The sequence below is a fragment of the Clostridium putrefaciens genome, from assembly GCF_900461105.1.
GTDB classification, from domain to species: Bacteria; Bacillota; Clostridia; order Clostridiales; family Clostridiaceae; genus Clostridium_L; species Clostridium_L putrefaciens.
Genome location: NZ_UFWZ01000001.1, coordinates 1,865,264 through 1,884,373, shown reverse-complemented (window position 1 = coordinate 1,884,373; position 19,110 = coordinate 1,865,264). Strand labels below are relative to the sequence as shown.

Sequence of the window (19,110 nt, the reverse complement as noted above, 5' to 3'; positions counted from 1 at the left end):
TAAATAATGGAAGGTTTAAAAAGTAATGATAAAGCCATGAAAAGTTTTCATAAACACGGAGGCTTCTTAACTTGTAAAAATGAAGAAAATTTAAATTCAATGACTATAAGTTGGGGTAACATAGGTGTTGCATTTGGAAAACCTATATTCATTATATATGTTAGAAAGTCAAGGTTTACCAATGAATTAATATATAAAAGTGGAGAGTTTACAATAAGCATACCTTTAAATATCTATATGAAAAAACAGTTAGGAACTTTCGGATCTACTTCTGGGAGAAGCGTAGATAAGTTTAAATTAACCGGAATAAAATCAAAGAGTTCAAAAAAGTTAAATACACCTATCATTGAAGATTGTGATGCATATTTTGAATGTAAGGTTATTTACAAGCATGATATAATACCTGAAATAATGGATGAAGAAATAAGCAAAAGTACTTATTTAGAAGGAGACTACCATACTGTATTTTATGGAGAAATAGTTGATTACTACGCAACAGAAGATTAAATCATTTTTGTTATATACATACAGTATCTGCATTAGGTAGAAATATATAAATATAAGAGAACTCTAAAAATAGAGTTCTCTTATATTTATATATTTCTTTTATTAAAGCAGCATATTACAACTTTTAAAAATCATCCAATCTTTAATTAAAAAAGATTGACAAATTGCAATAACAAATTGAACTAATTTCTATTTATGACTTAAATCGTTGAAATTACTTAGGCTGCATATATTATATCTAACTGTGCTTCAAATAGTTCCTCTGGAGTTTTGTATTTCAGTATCCTTCTAGGAAGGGTGTTCATCCAATCTTCTATGAATGCAATGTCATCAGCACTATAGTCTGACATACGTTTCCCCTTAGGGATAAAGCGACGTATCAGGCCATTATGACGTTCATTAGTTCCTTTTTCAAATGAGGAATATGGATGAGTGAAATACACTTTTGTATCAGAGTCAACTTCAATTGTGGATAAATCGGAAAATTCAGAACCGTTATCGCCTGTTATTGTTTTGAATACTTGGCTAAACTTATCGCCATATAAGTTACGGATGCTGCTAAGTTCATTCATAACTGCGTCAGCAGTCTTAGATACAATTCTACGCACAATGGCATTCCTGGTATTACGTTCAAGAATGGTTAAAAGTACACAGTCATTACCTGATTTTTCACCAATCACTGTATCAATCTCCCAGTGACCAAATTCTTCACGATTATTTATGTGACATGGACGTTCTTCAATACTTTTACCAAGCTTTTTCTTATGCTTTTTGATCATTGTTGACTTAGTATTCCAGCGTAGCTTTATTGGTAAGTCTGCATTTTTAACAAGTAGCAACCCAAGATCAATATAGTTATACAAGGTCTTGGTGCATACCATTTGAAAACGCTCAAACTTACCAGTTTTAAGCGCATTACCTACACAAGCATCAGGTGACCATGAATCATGCTGTATCTTAGTTACAACATAGTTAATGAAGTCAGAGCATTCTAAACGCTTAAATGTACGACATGAATTAAGACGATGTTTTTTATAAACGGCTTCGCCTGTATCTGCAAGGTAAATCTCAATACATTTTCCTTGTTTAATTTGAGTAGTAGTACCACGTCGTATTTCATTTAGAACAGTATTTATAGGACGATTAAGCTCTTTAGCTATCCTATATGCTGAAAACCCATCTTTAAGACGAAGTTGAATAGTCATGCGCTCTTCAAAATTCAAGTGTTTATTTTTACGTGATTTTATGTTACTATTTGGGTAGTCCATAGTGATTATCCTCCGTGTATATGTTTTTGTTTGACGATTAAATCATAACACAGAATAATCCACTATGGATTTTTTTATTAGTTCAATTTCATTCTACAACAAGTCATTAAAAAAGATTCAAAAGATTTTAAAACTATATATGCATATTTATACAGAAAACTAAGTTGAGTGAATATTAAGACGGAATTATACGGTAATACATAGTATATTATAAAAAACAACTTTAGTATTGGATAGCATAATAAAGTATATACTATATACTAAGATGTTAGTGAGAATAAATTGAATATTTTGAAAGCCATCATTTTATATGGACATTTAAGGAACAATTTTGATTTTAACTAAAGGTTTTTATAGCATATAATAATATATATAATGTAATAAGAATATGCCCTAATAAAATATATGGAGGTGTACAAGTTGTCTCAAAGTATAAACATAACTTCTGAAATAGGAAAATTAAAGAAAGTAATGTTGCACAGACCTGGAAGAGAAATAGAAAATCTTGTGCCAGAATACCTTGATAGATTACTTTTTGATGATATACCTTATCTTAAAGATGCACAAAAGGAACATGACGGCTTTGCTAACATTTTGAGAGAAAATGGTGTAGAAGTATATTATTTAGAAGAACTACTAGCGGATTCTTTAAAAAATCAAAAAGTAAAAGAAGAATTTTTATTAAAGTTTTTAAAAGAGAGTAATGTAAATTCAAATCAAATTAAAGAATCTCTACAAGAATACCTACTTTCTATGGATACAAAGGATATGGTAGATATCTTAATAGCTGGGGTTAGAAAAGATAAAATAAGGATTGCTAAACCCTCTTCTTTGTTGGAATTAGTAGATAATAAGTATCCTTTTTATTTAGATCCAATGCCAAATGCATATTTTACTAGAGATCCATCTACATCAATTGGCAGGGGTTTAAGTATTAATCATATGCATACACTAGCAAGGGGAAGAGAAAGTTTATTTTCAAAATACATTTATGAAAACCATGATTCAATTGAAAAAGAGGAGACTCCACTTTGGTATGATGAAGATATACCTTATAGTTTAGAAGGTGGAGATCAGCTTGTGTTATCAAAAAAGGTTCTTGCAATAGGCTGCAGTGAAAGAACATCACCAAAAGCTATAGAAATATTAGCTGATAACTTATTAAATGATAAGTCAGGTTTTGAAACAGTATTAGTTTTAGAAATACCTTCGTGTAGAGCCTTTATGCATTTAGATACTGTATTCACTATGGTAGATTATGATAAATTTACAATTCATCCTGAAATAGAAGGACCACTTAATATTTATGAAATAACAAAAGACAAGGATAGAAAGTTGTTATTTAAATCACATAAAGAAGATTTAAATATAGTTTTAAAAAGAGTTCTTAAATTACCCGCAGTAGATCTTATAAGATGTGGTGGAGGAGATATTATTGCAGCAGCTAGAGAGCAGTGGAATGATGGATCAAATACCTTAGCTATAGCTCCAGGAACAGTTATTACGTATGAGAGAAACTATGTGACAAACGAGTTACTTGATAAAAACAATATAAAAGTATTAACTATGAAAAGTTCTGAACTTTCAAGAGGTAGAGGCGGCCCAAGATGCATGAGTATGCCTATATGGAGAGAAAATTTATAATGTAAAATAAAGTATATGGAGGTATTAAAATGGCTGTTAATTTAAAAGGTAAAAGTTTTTTAACATTATTGGATTTCACACCACTAGAAATAAGGTATCTATTAGATCTGTCTAAGGATTTAAAGTCTAAAAAAAGAGCAGGTATTCATGGAAGATTATTAGATGGTAAAAATATAGTATTACTTTTTGATAAAACATCTACTAGAACTAGATGTGCTTTTGAAGTTGCTGCACTTGATGAAGGTGCTCATGTTACGTTTTTAAGTAATTCTCAAATGGGTAAAAAGGAGTCTATTGAAGATACGGCAAAGGTTCTTGGAAGGTTTTATGATGGTATGGAATTTAGAGGATATGAGCAAGAAACAGTGGAACTTTTAGCTAAACATTCAGGAATTCCTGTGTGGAATGGACTTACAGATGGTGATCATCCAACTCAAGTTTTAGCAGACCTTTTGACTATAGAAGAACATATAAGTAAACCTTTAAATAAGGTTAAGATGGTTTTTGTTGGTGATGCAAGAAATAATATGGGATATGCTTTAATGTATGGATGTGCAAAAATGGGAATGAAATATATGGCTTTAGCTCCAAAAGAATTATGGCCAGATGAGAGCATGGTTGAAAAGTGTAAATTAATTGGAGAAGCTACTGGTGCAAGCATAGAGCTTACAGATAATGTAAGTGATGTAAAAGGAGCGGATGTTATTTATACAGATATATGGGTATCCATGGGAGAAGAGAATAAGTTAGAGGAAAGGGTTAAGTTATTAACTCCATATAAAGTAGACATGGATATGTTAAAAACTACAGAAAATGATGATGTTATATTTATGCATTGTCTTCCTTCATTTCATGACTTTGAAACTAAGGTTGCAAAAGAAACTACAGAAAATAGTAACCTTGATATTAGAGAAGTTACAGACGAGGTATTTAGAAGTAAACACTCTGTAGTATTTGATGAGGCTGAAAATAGAATGCATACAATAAAGGCTGTTATGGTATCTACATTATAATTTTACAATAAAATTTAGTGTTTTAATTAAAAGGGCTTATTTAAAAGGTAGGCTCTTTTAATCATTATATAATAAAATTTAAGTATTGATAAAAGGAATGAGAATCAGAATCTGTATAGAAATTATATATAAGCAGATTATCATAGATACAAGTATTTTAAGTTAAATTATGATATAATTTTTAAGGGATATAAATTTTATATCCTAAAATTGTTATTATATAGGGGGGGATAATTATGAAAAGGAACAAAAAATATTTAATTTCTACATTATTAATGGTACTGACTTTAAGTATAGGTTTATTGGGATGCACAAAATCTAAAACAGAAGCAAATAAAGTGGAATCGAAAAAAGATTATAATTATTACACTGCAGAACAACTAAAAAAGAGTATAGAAACTAAAGAAGATATAATAATTTTAGATATTCAGGTTAAAGAAGAATATGATAAACATCATATCAAAGGAGCTATGCCAACTTATGCATATCCAGTAAAAAGTAACGAAGATAAAAAGAAACTCGAAAACGTATTAGAAAAGTTAGAAGGTAGTAAACCAATAGTTATTGTATGTCCAAAAGGTGGCGGAGGCGCTGAAAATACACAAAAATATCTAACAGAGAAAAAGATAAGTAAAGATAGACTTTATATATTAGAAAAAGGACAAGCTGCATGGCCATATGAAGAACTTTTAGAAAAATAAAACATAGAGTACAAATTAAAAAAGTAAAGAGAAAGTAACAATTAAAAACAAACTGTGCTTTTCTCTTTATTTTTATATTTTTTTATAAAATAAAAAAGGCGGGGGAATGTTTTGAATAAAAAAAAAGGATATATAATAAAAGTTCTAGTAGTATTAGCGATTCTATCTTTATATTTTTTAGTCCCTGACATTAAAAACACCATAGATGATATGGTAAGTGTATTATTGAAGCTTAATGTAGAGTCGGCAAAAGATTACATATTATCTTTTGGAATATGGGCTCCAATTATTTCGTTTTCATTAATGATACTTCAATCTATAGCAGCACCTTTACCAGCATTCATAATAACTTTTGCTAATGCAGGTCTATTTGGTTGGTGGCAAGGAGCAATATTATCCTTTGTTAGTGCTATGGTAGGCGCTATACTATGTTTTTATATTAGCAAATTGCTAGGAAGAAAAGCAGTAGAAAAGATGACTAGCAAATTTGCACTTGAAAGTGTAGATGATTTTTTTGAAAGGCATGGCAAGTATGCAGTATTGATAGCCAGACTTTTACCTTTTATTTCTTTTGATCTAGTAAGCTATGCAGCTGGGCTTACATCAATGGGGTTTTGGTCATTTTTTTGGGCTACAGGAATTGGACAATTACCAGCAACTATAATATATTCTTATGTTGGTGGTATGCTAGTTGGTGGAACTAAAAAACTTGTATTTGGATTACTTATTTTGTTTGCTCTGTCAGTTTTAATTTATCTAATTAAGAGAGTATGGAATGAAAAAAATAAGCTGCCTCAAAAAATATAATAGTTTAAAATATAACATATATTATTTTTTTGTTTTACGGAGGGGTTTTATGGGCCATATTTATTTATCAAAAGAGTTGCAAAAGGACATAGAAAAGAGTTTTCAAAATTGTACTGACTGCAAAGCTTGTATGACTAACTGCCCTATGCTAAAAGCATTTTGTAGTTCACCTAAAGAACTCTTAGGTAAACTTAGTCAAAACAATGAAGTTGAAATTATAATGCCTTATTCTTGTGCAATGTGTGGGTGGTGTAGTAAGGTATGCCCTGAAAATATAAATTTTAAAGAGTTATTTTATGACATGAGAAAAGAGATACTGAAAGGCAATAAAAGACTAAGACCATCAGGATATAAAGTTGTAAAATATCATCAAAAAAGCAGTTTTTCTAAAATGTTTACAACATATAATAGATCCACAAAAGAGGTATTAACAAAGCAGAAGAAAAGAGTATTTTTACCCGGATGTAGTTTATCTTCATACAGTCCTAATCTTGTTGAAAAAACATACCAAAACTTAAAGGAGAACTTTAAAAACACAGATATAATCTTAAAGTGTTGTGGGAAACCTACTTATGATATGGGAGATACTGATGGATTTAAAAAATACTTTAATTCTTTAGATGAAGACTTAAGAGACATGGGTGCTGAGGAAGTAGTGGTTGCCTGTGAGAATTGTTTTATAACATTAAATAAGAACTTAACAAATATAAAAGTAAGCTCTCTTTGGAACATTATAGCAGAAATTGGAGTGCCGCAGCACCTTAAAGGAATATATAAAGGGATAGATGAGATATTTTATATTCATGACCCTTGTTCTATAAGAGAAGAAGAGGGTATACATAATTCTATAAGAAGCATATTGGATCAACTAGGGATTAAAAGTAAAGAATTTAAGTTTTCTAAAAGCAACACAGTATGTTGTGGGTTTGGAGGTATGATAGCAGTAACAAATAATCATGTTGCCTTAGAACAAATGAATAAGAGGGCAAAAGAAGCTAAAGGAGAATATATTGTATCTTACTGTCAAAGTTGTGTAGAAGCAATGAACATAGGTGGAGGAAGGTCTATTCACATATTAGATTTACTTTTTAATGAGGAGGTTATAAAAAATAAAAACTTTATACAGGTTAATAAGGGTTCTATAACTAAATGGAAGAATAGATATGAATTGAAGAAGATAATAAATAAAATGAAGTAAAAGGTGGTTTTATGAAAAAATATTATATTAAGGTTTTAAAATATATTTTAAGTGTAATCTTAATTGTAGTAGCTGTTTATTTTTTATATAATTTAAATAGGTTTAAAACTTTTTCATCTATGGATTTAAAAACATACTTATTGAACTACGGTAATATGGCACCTATACTATACATAATTATGTTCACATTTGTACCACTTACTTTATTTCCAGACTCAATATTAGCTATAGGTGGAGGTTTAGCATTTGGACTAATTAGAGGCAGTATTTACACTCTTATTGGTGCAGTGATGGGAGCTTCCCTATCCTTTTATCTAGCTAGGTTTTTAGGAAGAGACTTTATAAGAAAGATTACAAAACATAAGTTAGCTCACTTTGAAGATTCGTTAGAAAAAAATGGATTTATTCTAATTTTAATTTTGAGGATGATACCATTATTCCCATTTGATGTAATAAGCTATAGTGCAGGGATTTCTAAAATTAAATTTAAAGATTTTATCTTGGCAAGTCTAATAGGAATTATACCTGGAATATTAGTTTATACTAATTTAGGAGATAAATCTGAAACAATAGGATCAAAATCATTTTACGCATCAATTTGTTTTTTAATATTGCTTTTTGCCATTTCATTTATATTAAAGGACAAATTATTTCTAAAAAAATTAAAACAAGTTACGAAAGAATAATATTAAAATGATATTTAAAGTGTAAAAATACAAGTAATTAAAATAATGAAATATGGGTAGATTTAAATAAGGAGAGAATAAAATATGTTTAAAAAATTAGGAGTAGGTATACTAATAGTGATTCTATCATTAGTACTAATTTCCTGTGGAGGAAATAGAAATAAAGATGCAAATAATAATGACTTAAAAGAGTCTAGCTGGGAGAGTATCTTAACTGATAGTAAGGGCAAAAAGGTTAATATATATATGTGGGGAGGAAGTGAAAGCACAAATAAGTATATGGATTTATGGGTTAAGCCGCAATTAAAGGATAAATTTGATATTGACTTAAATAGGGTACCAATTAATGATGCAAAGGATATGACAAATAAACTTATGACAGAAAAGGATGTTAATAAGAATTCTGGGACAATGGATATATGCTGGCTTAATGGAGAAAACTTTAAAATGGTTAAAGATAATTCACTGCTTTTAGGAAGCTTTGTAGATAAACTTCCTAATTACAATAAGTATGTAGATAAAGATGCAAAAGACATTACTACCGACTTTGGTGAGGATACTGAAGGATTAGAGGCTCCTTTTGGAAAAGCACAATTTGTATTTATATATGATACTGAGAAGGTTAAGAATCCACCAAGATCTATGGAGGAATTCAAGCTTTGGGTTAAAGAGAACCCTGGAAAGTTTACTTATCCTGCACCACCAGATTTTACTGGAAGCGCTTTTGTACGCCAAACACTTTTAGAAACTAGTGGAGGGTATGAAGCTTTTTCTCCCAAACTAAACGAAGAGAAATTTTCTAAGGATTCAGAGTCTTTATGGAATTATTTAAATGAAATAAAGCCTTATTTATGGAGAGAAGGTAATACCTATCCAGAAAGCTCTTCAAAGCTTGATCAATTATATTCTAATGGAGAGATATGGATGACTATGTCATATAATCCAATACATGCAGCTAATAAAATAAAAGAAGGTGCATTTCCTAAAAGCACCAGAAGCTTTGTGCTAGATAAGGGGACGCTTTCCAATACCCACTATTTAACAATACCTTTTAATGCACCAAATAAAGATGCGGCTATGGTGGTTATAGACTTTATGATTTCAAAAGAGGCTCAATTTAAAAAGATGAGTCCTGATATATGGGGAGATGGAACAATTATAAGTTCAGATAAGCTATCTACAGAAGAAAAGAAAGAATTAAATGATATAGATAGAGGAGAAGGGACCCTTTCTTCAGAAGAACTAGAAAAACATAGGGTATCTGAAATATCATCTTCCTATATAGATATAATAGAAAAGTATTGGATGGAAAATGTGGCAAAAAACTAAACCTTATATATTAGTATTGCCATCTTTTATATTAGTAGCTGCATTAATGGTAGGAGGTATATTTCAAGGTATATTTCAAAGTATTTTTATTTTAAACACTAATGGAAATAAAGGTATTTCATTTTCAGTATATAAAAAGCTATTTAAGTCAGAATCCTTTTGGGATTCTTTTATTGCTACTATTAAAATTTCAGTTGTAAGTACAATAATATCTGCAATTTTAGGTATTCTTATAACTTTACTATTATTTTTATTAATAAGTGAAAAAAAGAGAAAACAATCTATATTATTATGGAGACTTTTGCAAATACCTATGTTGTTTTCTTATTTAACTTGTGCTTATGCTATGTTTTTATTCTTAACTCAGAGCGGATGGGTATCTATATTATGCTATAATCTTGGACTTATAGGTGATATGTCTGAATTCCCAATATTAGTTAACGATAAAAATTCAATTGGAATAATAATCGCATATGTTTGGAAGACGACGCCTTTTATAGTACTTATGCTTTATCCTGTACTTTTAAAAGTACAGGATAATTGGATACAAGTGGCAAGGGTATTTGGAGCAAATATCTTTAAGACTTTTAGTGAAGTAGTTTGGCCTATGCTAATAGAGCCACTTAGAACTTCAACATTTATAGTATTTACCTTTATTTTTTCAGCTTTTGAAGTTCCCTATTTATTAGGAATGACATATCCTAAAACATTAGGGATTTATTCCTATGAATTGTATATGAAGGGAGACTTTTCTGACAGACCTATAGCTTTAGGTGTAAATATAATAATATTTATATTTATAATGTTTATTAGTGCTCTTTATTACTTTTTTAATAAAAAGCACAAAAGTAAGGTGGATAATAATTAGTTATGAAAAAAAAGATTTTTAATATTTTAGTGTTATTTATTATTTTATCAATTATATTAATAGCCATTATGCCGATAGTATTGCTTTTTATAGTAAGTTTCTCATCTTTTTGGAGGTGGCCAGATTTATGGCCAGTAGAGTTTAATATAAGACCGTGGAAATATGTATTTTCAGGATACTCAGGAACTATAATAGCTATAAAAAACAGTTTTGTTATAGCTATTATAGTAAATATTATAAACATTATTATCGGAATACCAGCAGCAGACGCATTGGCTAGATATGAATTTAAGGTTAAAAAACTGATGAAATTTATACTTATAGTGCCTATAATAATTCCTCCATTAACTATACTTATGGGAATTCATAAAACATTTATAGGGTTCGGACTTACTGAAAATACAGTAGGAGTAATATTAGTTCATATTATGTCAACCTTGCCATATATGATTATGGCATTGGAGATTAGTTATAAAAACCTAGGTTTTAAATGGGAGGATGCAGCCAAGGTTATTGGTGCAAGCCCATTTAAAAGATTTTTGAATGTAACACTTCCATTTATATTACCAGGAATTATAGCTGGTTCTAGTTTGACTTTACTTATATCTTTAAATCAATATATAACAACTTTGTTTATAGGTGGTGGAGAGATATTGACACTTCCTATATTTATGTTTCCATTTATAAGTGGGGGTGATAAGTCTATTGGTGCTGCATATTCTATATTATTTGCATTGTTATCATTTATTTCACTTTGGATTTTAGATTCATTTATAAAAAGGCATTATAGATAACAATAAAACAAATAGGATTGGAGGAATTTTATTAAGAATTAGTTATATAATTCGTAATAAAAAGTATTATGAACAATGTAAAGATAATAAATATACAAAAAACATATTTGAGTAATAAAACTTCAAACGCAAGATCATTTAATCTAAATATACCTAGGTTAGAGATTAATGAAGGAGAATTTTTTGGATTACTTGGACCGTCAGGTTGTGGTAAAAGTACTATGCTAAATCTTATAGCAGGACTTTTAGAATTAAATAGTGGAGATATATATATTGGGGAAGAAAACATAGTAAGTACTCCTACGGAAAAAAGAAATCTTGCCATGGTTTTTCAGGAATCCCTACTTTTTCCACATATGACCTTGGAGGAAAATGTGGGATTTGGATTAAAGATGAGAAAGGTTCCTAAAGAACATAGGAGGATTAAAATTAGAGAGATATTGAATATAGTAAACCTAGATGGTATGGAAAAAAGATATCCAGATCAATTAAGTGGAGGACAAAAACAAAGAGGTGCTATAGCAAGGGCGCTTGTATGTAGCCCAAAGCTTCTTCTGATGGATGAACCTTTTAGTGCACTAGATCCAAAGCTTAGAGAAGATATGAGAGAATTCACTAAAAGGTTACATAGTAAACATAAGATAACTACTATATTTGTAACACACGATAAAGAAGAGGCGTTTTTTCTGTTTGATAAAATGGCTATAATGAATGAAGGCAAAATAATTCAAATAGGAAGTCCTAAAGATTTATATGAAAATCCTAAGAGTTCATTTGTAGCAGAGTTTTTAGGAATTAATAATATATTTTATGGTGATATAAAAGATAATCTGTTTTATGGTAAAGATTTTATATTAGGTTTAGGTGAAGTTAAATCTAAAATAGAAAAGGATTATGAGAGTAATACTCCTATGGGAAATGGGGATATTAATTATAAAGGAATATACTTAGCTATAAAACCAGAAGGGTGTGTGGTATATAAATGCTTTCCACAAGATCTATTGTTAAAAAAAGATTATGGATGGATTAAAGGTAAGATAGAAAATGTATCGTATATACAAGGATTCTTAAAATTAAGTATAAAAATTTCTAAAGATTGTAGTGTTATGGTATTACAAAATTATAATAAAGATGTGATATTTTTAGTTGGTGAAAAAGCTATATTAGGATATAATTTTAATAAAATAAATATTATTAATTAGGAGGAAAACATGCTTGATACATATGGAAGGAAATATGTGAATCCATTAATAAATTTAGTAGCTAAGTTTTTATTAAATATAAACTTAACTCCTAATAATATAACTTTAATAGCTTTTGGTATTGGAATAGCTTCGTCTGTATTTATATATTTTGATTTGCCTATAGTAGCTCTTTTTGCATTATGGCTTTCGGGATTCTTGGATGCAGTAGATGGTGCTATGGCAAGAAAGAAAGGAACCACAACATCAATTGGAACCCTAATGGATATAACTTTTGATAGGATGGTTGAAATGGGTATAATTTTAACCCTTGCTATAAAATTTCCTAAAGATATAATACATCTTTTAATTCTTACTATATGTATTTTGATTTCTATGACTTTATTTTTAACTGTTGCAGCATTAACAGAGAAAAAAGGCATGAAGTCCTTTTATTATCAAGCAGGCTTTGCAGAAAGAACTGAAGGCTTTATTATGTTTTCACTTATGATAATTTTCTCTCATAACTTAGTACTTATAACGGATATATTTTCATTATCAGTAATTATTACAGCATTTCAACGATTTTTAGAAGCAAAGATCATATTGAAGTAAATACTAAAGTTTTATAGAATTATTGCAAATTTATGTATATATTATAATAAAGATGATATAATTATTATGTGTAAAATAAGACTGTAAGGAGAGATGGATAAATGAGTAAGATAGTTATTGCTTTAGGAGGAAATGCTCTTCAAGCAAATCCAAAGGATACTTCTGCAAATAGTCAATTGAATACAGCAAAGGATACAGCAAAATATTTGGTAGATTTAGTAGAGGAAGGTCATGATATTATAATAGCGCATGGAAATGGACCACAGGTTGGTCAAATAGTTTCCACATATGAATCTTCAAGTAAAAATGTAATTATGCCCTTTCCTGAATGTGGTGCTATGAGTCAAGGATACATAGGATACCATCTTCAACAAGCGATAAAGATTGAATTAATGAAAAGAAATATAAATAAAGATGTAGTTACACTAATTACGGAAGTGGTAGTTGATGAAAATGATGAAAATTTTAATAATCCATCTAAACCAATAGGTTCATTTTTTACAAACGAAGAGGCAAAAAAGATTAGCGATGAAAAGGGCTATGTATTTAAAGAAGATGCTGGCAGGGGGTGGAGAAGAGTTGTGGCATCACCTTTGCCTATTAGAATAGTGGAAGAAAGCTCTATAAAAACGCTAGTGGAGGCAGGTCATATAGTAATTACTGTAGGCGGAGGAGGAATACCTGTAATTGAAAAGGATGGATATCTTAAAGGCGTAGATGCTGTAATAGATAAAGATTTTGCATCAGAAAAGTTAGCTGAAATATTGGATGCAGATAAACTTCTTATTTTAACAGCGGTAGAAAAGGTTTATATAAATTACGGAAAGCTAGAAGAAAAGTCTTTAGACAAAGTAACTGTGGAATTAATGAATAAATATATGGAGGAAGGTCACTTTGCCCCAGGTTCTATGTTGCCAAAAGTTAGGGCAGCTATAAAGTTCGCTGCATCTAAAGAGCATAGAGAAACCGTAATAACTTCATTAAATAAAGTAAAAGAAGGATTAAAAGGTGTTACAGGAACCTCTATTAGTTTATAATTAATTGAACTGCTTTAAATAAAGATATGATTAAGATATAGTAACATTTTAAAAAACAGATAAAAGGATATCCTAGATATGTAGGATATCCTTTTATCTTTATGGTAAAATAAATATAAAAGAATATGAATTATTATATTGAGAGAGTGATTAATATGAGGAAACCTTTAGCGGATAAATTAAGACCTAATGAATTAAATGAAGTGGTAGGTCAAAAACATATATTGGGAAATGGTAAGATATTAGATAGGATTTTAAAGAGTGGACGTATTACTAATATGATATTTTATGGACCACCAGGGGTAGGTAAGACTACGGTTGCTAATATAATTGCTGAAAAGAGTAATAAAAAGTTTTATAAACTTAATGCAACAAATTCTAATTTGAAGGATATTCAACAAATTGTAAGTACTCTAGATACTTTTGAAGGTATAAATGGAATACTTCTTTATTTAGATGAGATACAAAACTTTAATAAAAAACAGCAACAATCCTTACTTGAATTTATAGAAGATGGGAGAATTACACTTATATCTAGTACCACAGAAAACCCTTATCATTATATATTTAAAGCTATTTTAAGCAGATCTACCATATTTGAATTTAAGCCTGTAGAAAAAGAAGATGTAGAGATAGCTATAGATAGGGTCGTAAAAATAATAAATAAAGAAGAGGAAAATATAAGTATAGAGTTAAAACAAAAGGCAAAAGAATATATTGTAAGTGCTTCTAATGGAGATGTGAGAAAAGCTATAAATGCTTTGGAAATTGCAATATATTCAACACCACCAAATGAAAATTATAGTGTAATTATAGATTTAGATATAGCAAAAGATAGTACTCAGACTAAGGTTATAGCCTATGATATGTTAGGAGATAGCCATTATGATATTTTAAGTGCCTTTCAAAAATCTATAAGAGGAAGTGATGTAGATGCGTCACTTCACTACTTAGCAAGACTAATTAAAGCTGGTGATTTAATATCTATATGTAGAAGAATATTGGTTATAGCAAGCGAGGATATAGGCCTTGCGTACCCTAATGCAATTACCATGGTTAAAAGCTGTGTGGATTCATCTATGATGTTAGGATTTCCAGAGGCAAGGATACCCTTAGCAGAAGCTGTTGTGTTATTAGCTACTTCTCCTAAATCTAATTCTATAGTAATTGCTATAGATAGAGCACTTGATGATTTAGAAAAAAAAGAAGTTGGAGATATTCCAATTCATATAAAAGATGCCCACTATAGTGGCGCTAAAAACTTAAATAGGGGAGTGGGATATAAATATCCACATAATTATAAAAATAATTATGTTGAGCAACAATATCTACCAAAGAATATTAAAGGTAGTGTTTATTACGAATATGGTAATAATAAAATGGAGAGGGCATCTAAAGAATATTGGCATAAAATCAAAGTTGACAATTCTAGTCTGATTTGATAAAATTATTATGAAAACCAAGTGGAACACTCAACATTAATAGGAGTGATTAATATGAAATTATCTACTAAAGGCAGATATGGTGTAAAGGCAATGCTTGATTTAGCTATAAATTGCGATGAAACACCTATCTCAATTAAAAGTATATCAGAAAGACAAAATATATCAGAGTATTATCTTGAACAGTTATTCTCTCCTCTTAGAAAAGCTAATATAATAAAAAGCGTAAGAGGGGCAAAGGGAGGATACATTTTAAATAGAAAACCAGAAGATATAACTGTTGCAGATATTATAGAAGTTTTAGAAGGACCAATAGAAATTTCAGATTGTGTTGAAGGTACTCATTGTAATAACATGGATTGCTGTGCTACAAGACTTCTTTGGGCTAAAGTAAAAAATAGCATAGACAGTGTTATGCAATCTGTTACTTTAAAAGATATGGTGGATGACTATATGAGAATGCAGTCTTCAAGCCAAAAAGTTAAAATTCAAAAGTAAGGAGCTGATAATATGCAAAAGGTAGTATATATGGATTATGCTGCAACTACATATACAAAAAAAGAGGTGTTAGATGAGATGATACCCTATTTTAGTGAACATTACGGTAATCCCTCATCAGTATACTCAATATCAAGAGATACGAGAAAGGTAATAGATGCCAGTAGGGATAAGGTGGCCAAGGCTATAAATGCTGAAAGGAATGAAATATTCTTTACGGGTGGGGGGACTGAGGCAGATAATTTTGCTATAAAAGGGTTTGCGTTTGCAAACTTTAACAAAGGTAACCATATAATAACAAGTAAGATAGAACATCATGCTGTACTTCACTCTTGTGCATATTTAGAAAAACACGGTTTCGAAGTTACATATTTGGATGTGGATCAAGAAGGATTTATAAACTTAGAACAGTTAAAATCGGCTATAAAGGATAGTACCATATTAGTTTCAATAATGTTCGCTAATAATGAAATTGGTACAATACAGCCCATAAAAGAAATAGGACAAATTTGTAGAGAAAAAAATGTTGTATTTCATACGGACGCAGTTCAAGCTGTAGGGCATATACCAGTAGATGTTAAAGAAATGAATATAGATATGTTATCTCTTGCAGCCCATAAATTTTATGGACCTAAAGGCGTAGGAGCTTTGTATATTAGAAAAGGAATAAAAATTGATAATTTAATTCATGGTGGGGCTCAAGAAAGAGGTAAAAGAGCAGGAACAGAAAATATAGCAGGTATAGTAGGACTTAGTAAGGCTTTGGAGATGGCAGTAAATGAAATGGATAAAAGCAGTAGACGACTTATAATGTTACGAGATAAGCTTATAACTGGACTTATGGAGATCCCCCATACTAAATTAAATGGACCTGTAAGTGAAAATAGGTTACCAGGTAACGTTAATGTATGTTTTAGATTTATAGAGGGTGAAGGTATATTATTATCATTAGATGATATGAATGTTTGTGCATCTAGCGGAAGTGCCTGTACCTCGGGGGCACTTGATCCATCGCATGTCCTCCTAGCTATAGGGCTTAATCATGAAAGAGCACATGGCTCATTGAGGTTATCTATAGGTGATGGTAACACAGAAGAAGAAGTAGATTACTTATTATCTGTGGTACCTAAAATAATAAATAGACTTAGAAATATGTCACCTTTATGGCATGACTTTATTAAGAAGGGGGAAATTTAATATGTATAGCGATATGGTAATGGATCATTTTAGAAATCCAAGAAATGTAGGGGAAATAACAGATGCAAATGGTATTGGTGAAGTTGGAAATGCTAAATGTGGAGATATCATGAAGATATATATGAAGGTTGAAGATAATATAATAGTAGATGTTAAGTTTATGACTTTTGGATGTGGATCAGCTATAGCATCATCAAGTATGGCAACTGAACTTATAAAAGGTAAGTCTTTAGAAGATGCATGGGAATTAACTAATAAAGCTGTTGCAGAAGCCTTAGATGGTCTGCCAGCTATTAAAATGCACTGTTCAGTTTTGGCAGAAGAAGCAATTCATAAAGCTATAAACAATTATAGAGAATCTATTGGGCTTAAACCATGGGATTACAAAGAACATAACCATGATGAATTACATAGTGAAGTTCATGGAGAATAGATATTAAATATATGATATACAAAGATAATACCCAATCATGGGTATTATTTTTGCGTTATTAGGCAACATATATATATAAGCATAATTAAGTTTAATAAGAGAAGTTATTTAAAAGATAGGGATGATTTATAGTATGTGGAGATATAAAGATATAATTTTTAAAAAGGTTATAGATAAAGATGGTAAGAGTATGGGGACGGTTAAGGATATTTTAATTAATTTTTCAAAAGCTAAAGTTACAGGGTTTAAAATATCGTCTCAATCTCTAATAGCAAAGGATATAAACATTTCTATTAAGGATATAATATACATAAATGAAAGAATAATAGCGAAAGGTAAATGTAATAATAGCTTCTTAGAGTTTAATAGTATAAGACACTTAGAAGTTATAGATAAGGAGGGTAATATAATAGGTTTTTTGGAAGATATAATAATAGACCCTGAAGATTACACTATAAAAGCAGTGGTAATATGTGAAGGTTTTTTATATAAGTTATTTAGTAACAAAAAGATAATATCACCAAGAAATCTTATATTGGGTGATGATAATATAATTATTTGTAAAAAGGAAGGAATAGAATTTGTGAACTTACCAATTAAAAGGTTATGGTAAGCTCTATTATAGAGGTAAGAATATGAAGGTTTTAAATAAAAAGATAAAATGCTTAGTTATATTTATAGGCTTATTATTAATAGTATATATATTATTTTCTATTGACATAGTTAGGAAATTAGGGAGTATAGCTATACTTTCATTTATACTAGCCTATAGCTTAAAACCAGTTCACAAAAAGGTTATGCAACTTGGAATAAATAAAAAGATTTCAGCAATATTTATTATAAGCTTTTTTTTAGTGTTATTTATATTTTCATTTATTACAATAATACCTATAATAATTAGAGAAAGTAAAAACTTATATCCTAGGTTAGAGTATATAGAAAGCTTTATAAGCAATATATATGAAAGGTTAAGGTTATCTAATAATAAAACCCTAATGGTATTAGAAGAATTAATAGGGGAAAAAGTAAATAGATATATAGTTGATATTTCAAATAGTACTGTAGAGACTATAATAGAAATTGGAGAAAATTCTTTAGGCTATGCGGTAGTTCCTGTTTTATCTTATTATTTTTTAATAGATGAAAAGGTTATTTCAGAGAAGTTTCTTATGATCTTTCCAGTTAAAAATAGAAGGGTTGTAACTAACATTGCTAAAGATATAGATGAGATATTAGGACGATATATAATAAGTCAATTTATACTTTCCTTTGTGATTTGGATTTTTACATTTGTATCACTAGTAGTTTTTAAAATAGAATTCCCTTTATTGTTATCCTTGATAAATGGACTCTTTAACATAATACCTTACTTTGGACCTTTGTTTGGAGCAGTTCCTATTATAATTATGGCTTTATTTAAGTCTACAGAAAAGGCATTATGGATTACACTGTTTTTATATATAATTCAACAAATAGAAGGAGATGTTGTATCCCCTAAGATCATAGGTTACAGCACATCCATGCATCCTATGATAATTATCTTATTGATATTAATAGGAGGCAAACTAGGTGGGCTATTAGGGCTTATTGTTGCGGTTCCTATAGGTGTTATTATAAAGGTTGTTTATGAGGATATAAACTACTACTTATTTTAAAAATATTTCTTAAAATATTGACATAAATATAAGTATAATCTATAATCTTCATATAAATAAATATTTTAGCTGTGAAGAGAAAGAGTAGTCCTATTAGATTTATATAGAGAGGAAGTGTGCGGTGAAAACTTCTTAAATTAAGGGATGAAAGCTATCTCAGAGCTAAATATTAAAGAGATGCATTTAATATGCATAATTAGGGTGGTACCGCGGAAGTATAGCTTTCGTCCCTGTTTG

20 protein-coding genes and 1 other annotated feature are annotated in these 19,110 nt (G+C 29.7%); of the genes, 19 read left to right on the top strand and 1 reads right to left on the bottom strand.

Features of this window, described 5'->3' with window-relative positions:
• Positions 1-6: 6 nt before the first annotated feature.
• Positions 7-507, top strand: a complete 501-nt coding sequence (locus DY168_RS08300; RefSeq protein ID WP_115641350.1) for a flavin reductase family protein — start codon at positions 7-9, stop codon at positions 505-507.
• Between the two features lie 218 nt (positions 508-725).
• Here the strand turns inward: DY168_RS08300 and DY168_RS08295 are convergent, their stop codons facing one another.
• The gene (locus tag DY168_RS08295; RefSeq protein ID WP_115641084.1) at positions 726-1,775 is read right to left on the bottom strand and encodes an IS30 family transposase; all 1,050 of its coding nucleotides are present in this window, start codon (positions 1,773-1,775) and stop codon (positions 726-728) included.
• 420 nt (positions 1,776-2,195) lie between these two features.
• Between DY168_RS08295 and arcA the strand changes: the two genes are divergently transcribed.
• The 18 genes from arcA (at position 2,196) to DY168_RS08205 (ending at position 18,873) form a co-directional block, all read left to right on the top strand.
• Positions 2,196-3,419 (top strand): arginine deiminase, encoded by a 1,224-nt coding sequence (gene arcA, locus DY168_RS08290; RefSeq protein WP_115641349.1) that lies wholly within the window; start codon positions 2,196-2,198, stop codon positions 3,417-3,419.
• Between the two features lie 29 nt (positions 3,420-3,448).
• A complete protein-coding gene (gene argF / locus DY168_RS08285; RefSeq protein WP_115641348.1) occupies positions 3,449-4,432 on the top strand; it encodes an ornithine carbamoyltransferase in 984 nt (327 codons plus the stop codon).
• A 236-nt stretch (positions 4,433-4,668) separates the two neighbouring features.
• Positions 4,669-5,133, top strand: a complete 465-nt coding sequence (locus DY168_RS08280; protein ID WP_115641347.1) for a rhodanese-like domain-containing protein — start codon at positions 4,669-4,671, stop codon at positions 5,131-5,133.
• Between the two features lie 111 nt (positions 5,134-5,244).
• A complete protein-coding gene (locus DY168_RS08275; RefSeq protein WP_115641346.1) occupies positions 5,245-5,940 on the top strand; it encodes a TVP38/TMEM64 family protein in 696 nt (231 codons plus the stop codon).
• Between the two features lie 49 nt (positions 5,941-5,989).
• Positions 5,990-7,138, top strand: a complete 1,149-nt coding sequence (locus DY168_RS08270) for a (Fe-S)-binding protein (protein ID WP_172556303.1) — start codon at positions 5,990-5,992, stop codon at positions 7,136-7,138.
• Positions 7,139-7,149: 11 nt separating this feature from the next.
• The gene (locus DY168_RS08265) at positions 7,150-7,824 is read left to right on the top strand and encodes a TVP38/TMEM64 family protein (RefSeq protein ID WP_115641344.1); all 675 of its coding nucleotides are present in this window, start codon (positions 7,150-7,152) and stop codon (positions 7,822-7,824) included.
• An 84-nt stretch (positions 7,825-7,908) separates the two neighbouring features.
• Positions 7,909-9,153, top strand: a complete 1,245-nt coding sequence (locus DY168_RS08260) for an ABC transporter substrate-binding protein (protein ID WP_115641343.1) — start codon at positions 7,909-7,911, stop codon at positions 9,151-9,153.
• Complete coding sequence (locus DY168_RS08255) at positions 9,137-10,021, top strand: ABC transporter permease (RefSeq protein WP_115641342.1); 885 nt, start codon at positions 9,137-9,139, stop codon at positions 10,019-10,021. The genes DY168_RS08260 and DY168_RS08255 overlap by 17 nt, the downstream gene beginning before the upstream one ends.
• 2 nt (positions 10,022-10,023) lie before the next feature.
• Complete coding sequence (locus DY168_RS08250) at positions 10,024-10,815, top strand: ABC transporter permease (RefSeq protein WP_115641341.1); 792 nt, start codon at positions 10,024-10,026, stop codon at positions 10,813-10,815.
• Between the two features lie 68 nt (positions 10,816-10,883).
• Positions 10,884-12,017 carry an ABC transporter ATP-binding protein gene (locus tag DY168_RS08245; protein WP_115641340.1) on the top strand — a complete coding sequence of 378 codons (1,134 nt, stop codon included), beginning with the start codon at positions 10,884-10,886 and terminating at the stop codon, positions 12,015-12,017.
• A 9-nt stretch (positions 12,018-12,026) separates the two neighbouring features.
• Positions 12,027-12,611: a CDP-alcohol phosphatidyltransferase family protein gene (locus DY168_RS08240; RefSeq protein ID WP_115641339.1), complete on the top strand. Its 585-nt coding sequence runs from the start codon at positions 12,027-12,029 to the stop codon at positions 12,609-12,611.
• Positions 12,612-12,712: 101 nt separating this feature from the next.
• A complete protein-coding gene (arcC, locus tag DY168_RS08235; RefSeq protein ID WP_115641338.1) occupies positions 12,713-13,648 on the top strand; it encodes a carbamate kinase in 936 nt (311 codons plus the stop codon).
• Between the two features lie 155 nt (positions 13,649-13,803).
• A complete protein-coding gene (locus DY168_RS08230) occupies positions 13,804-15,090 on the top strand; it encodes a replication-associated recombination protein A (protein WP_115641337.1) in 1,287 nt (428 codons plus the stop codon).
• Between the two features lie 54 nt (positions 15,091-15,144).
• Positions 15,145-15,588 carry an RrF2 family transcriptional regulator gene (locus DY168_RS08225; protein WP_115641336.1) on the top strand — a complete coding sequence of 148 codons (444 nt, stop codon included), beginning with the start codon at positions 15,145-15,147 and terminating at the stop codon, positions 15,586-15,588.
• A 12-nt stretch (positions 15,589-15,600) separates the two neighbouring features.
• Positions 15,601-16,785: a cysteine desulfurase NifS gene (gene nifS, locus DY168_RS08220; protein WP_115641335.1), complete on the top strand. Its 1,185-nt coding sequence runs from the start codon at positions 15,601-15,603 to the stop codon at positions 16,783-16,785.
• Between the two features lies 1 nt (position 16,786).
• Entirely contained in the window at positions 16,787-17,218 is a 432-nt protein-coding gene (gene nifU / locus DY168_RS08215) for a Fe-S cluster assembly scaffold protein NifU (protein WP_115641334.1), read from the top strand.
• A 133-nt stretch (positions 17,219-17,351) separates the two neighbouring features.
• The gene (locus DY168_RS08210) at positions 17,352-17,831 is read left to right on the top strand and encodes a PRC-barrel domain-containing protein (protein WP_172556301.1); all 480 of its coding nucleotides are present in this window, start codon (positions 17,352-17,354) and stop codon (positions 17,829-17,831) included.
• Between the two features lie 22 nt (positions 17,832-17,853).
• Complete coding sequence (locus tag DY168_RS08205) at positions 17,854-18,873, top strand: AI-2E family transporter (protein WP_115641332.1); 1,020 nt, start codon at positions 17,854-17,856, stop codon at positions 18,871-18,873.
• Positions 18,874-18,935: 62 nt separating this feature from the next.
• Positions 18,936-19,108, top strand: a binding site (T-box leader).
• Positions 19,109-19,110: the final 2 nt, after the last annotated feature.

Bases quoted from the DNA above. Each gene is read 5' to 3' on its own strand.
- nifS (WP_115641335.1), top strand. From the start codon at position 15,601: ATGCAAAAGGTAGTATATATGGATTATGCTGCAACTACATATACAAAA.
- DY168_RS08205 (WP_115641332.1), top strand. From the start codon at position 17,854: ATGAAGGTTTTAAATAAAAAGATAAAATGCTTAGTTATATTTATAGGC.
- DY168_RS08270 (WP_172556303.1), top strand. From the start codon at position 5,990: ATGGGCCATATTTATTTATCAAAAGAGTTGCAAAAGGACATAGAAAAG.
- DY168_RS08280 (WP_115641347.1), top strand. From the start codon at position 4,669: ATGAAAAGGAACAAAAAATATTTAATTTCTACATTATTAATGGTACTG.
- DY168_RS08225 (WP_115641336.1), top strand. From the start codon at position 15,145: ATGAAATTATCTACTAAAGGCAGATATGGTGTAAAGGCAATGCTTGAT.
- argF (WP_115641348.1), top strand. From the start codon at position 3,449: ATGGCTGTTAATTTAAAAGGTAAAAGTTTTTTAACATTATTGGATTTC.
- DY168_RS08300 (WP_115641350.1), top strand. From the start codon at position 7: ATGGAAGGTTTAAAAAGTAATGATAAAGCCATGAAAAGTTTTCATAAA.
- DY168_RS08230 (WP_115641337.1), top strand. From the start codon at position 13,804: ATGAGGAAACCTTTAGCGGATAAATTAAGACCTAATGAATTAAATGAA.
- DY168_RS08210 (WP_172556301.1), top strand. From the start codon at position 17,352: ATGTGGAGATATAAAGATATAATTTTTAAAAAGGTTATAGATAAAGAT.
- DY168_RS08265 (WP_115641344.1), top strand. From the start codon at position 7,150: ATGAAAAAATATTATATTAAGGTTTTAAAATATATTTTAAGTGTAATC.
- DY168_RS08250 (WP_115641341.1), top strand. From the start codon at position 10,024: ATGAAAAAAAAGATTTTTAATATTTTAGTGTTATTTATTATTTTATCA.
- DY168_RS08295 (WP_115641084.1), bottom strand. From the start codon at position 1,775: ATGGACTACCCAAATAGTAACATAAAATCACGTAAAAATAAACACTTG.
- arcC (WP_115641338.1), top strand. From the start codon at position 12,713: ATGAGTAAGATAGTTATTGCTTTAGGAGGAAATGCTCTTCAAGCAAAT.
- DY168_RS08245 (WP_115641340.1), top strand. From the start codon at position 10,884: ATGAACAATGTAAAGATAATAAATATACAAAAAACATATTTGAGTAAT.
- DY168_RS08260 (WP_115641343.1), top strand. From the start codon at position 7,909: ATGTTTAAAAAATTAGGAGTAGGTATACTAATAGTGATTCTATCATTA.
- DY168_RS08255 (WP_115641342.1), top strand. From the start codon at position 9,137: ATGTGGCAAAAAACTAAACCTTATATATTAGTATTGCCATCTTTTATA.
- nifU (WP_115641334.1), top strand. From the start codon at position 16,787: ATGTATAGCGATATGGTAATGGATCATTTTAGAAATCCAAGAAATGTA.
- DY168_RS08240 (WP_115641339.1), top strand. From the start codon at position 12,027: ATGCTTGATACATATGGAAGGAAATATGTGAATCCATTAATAAATTTA.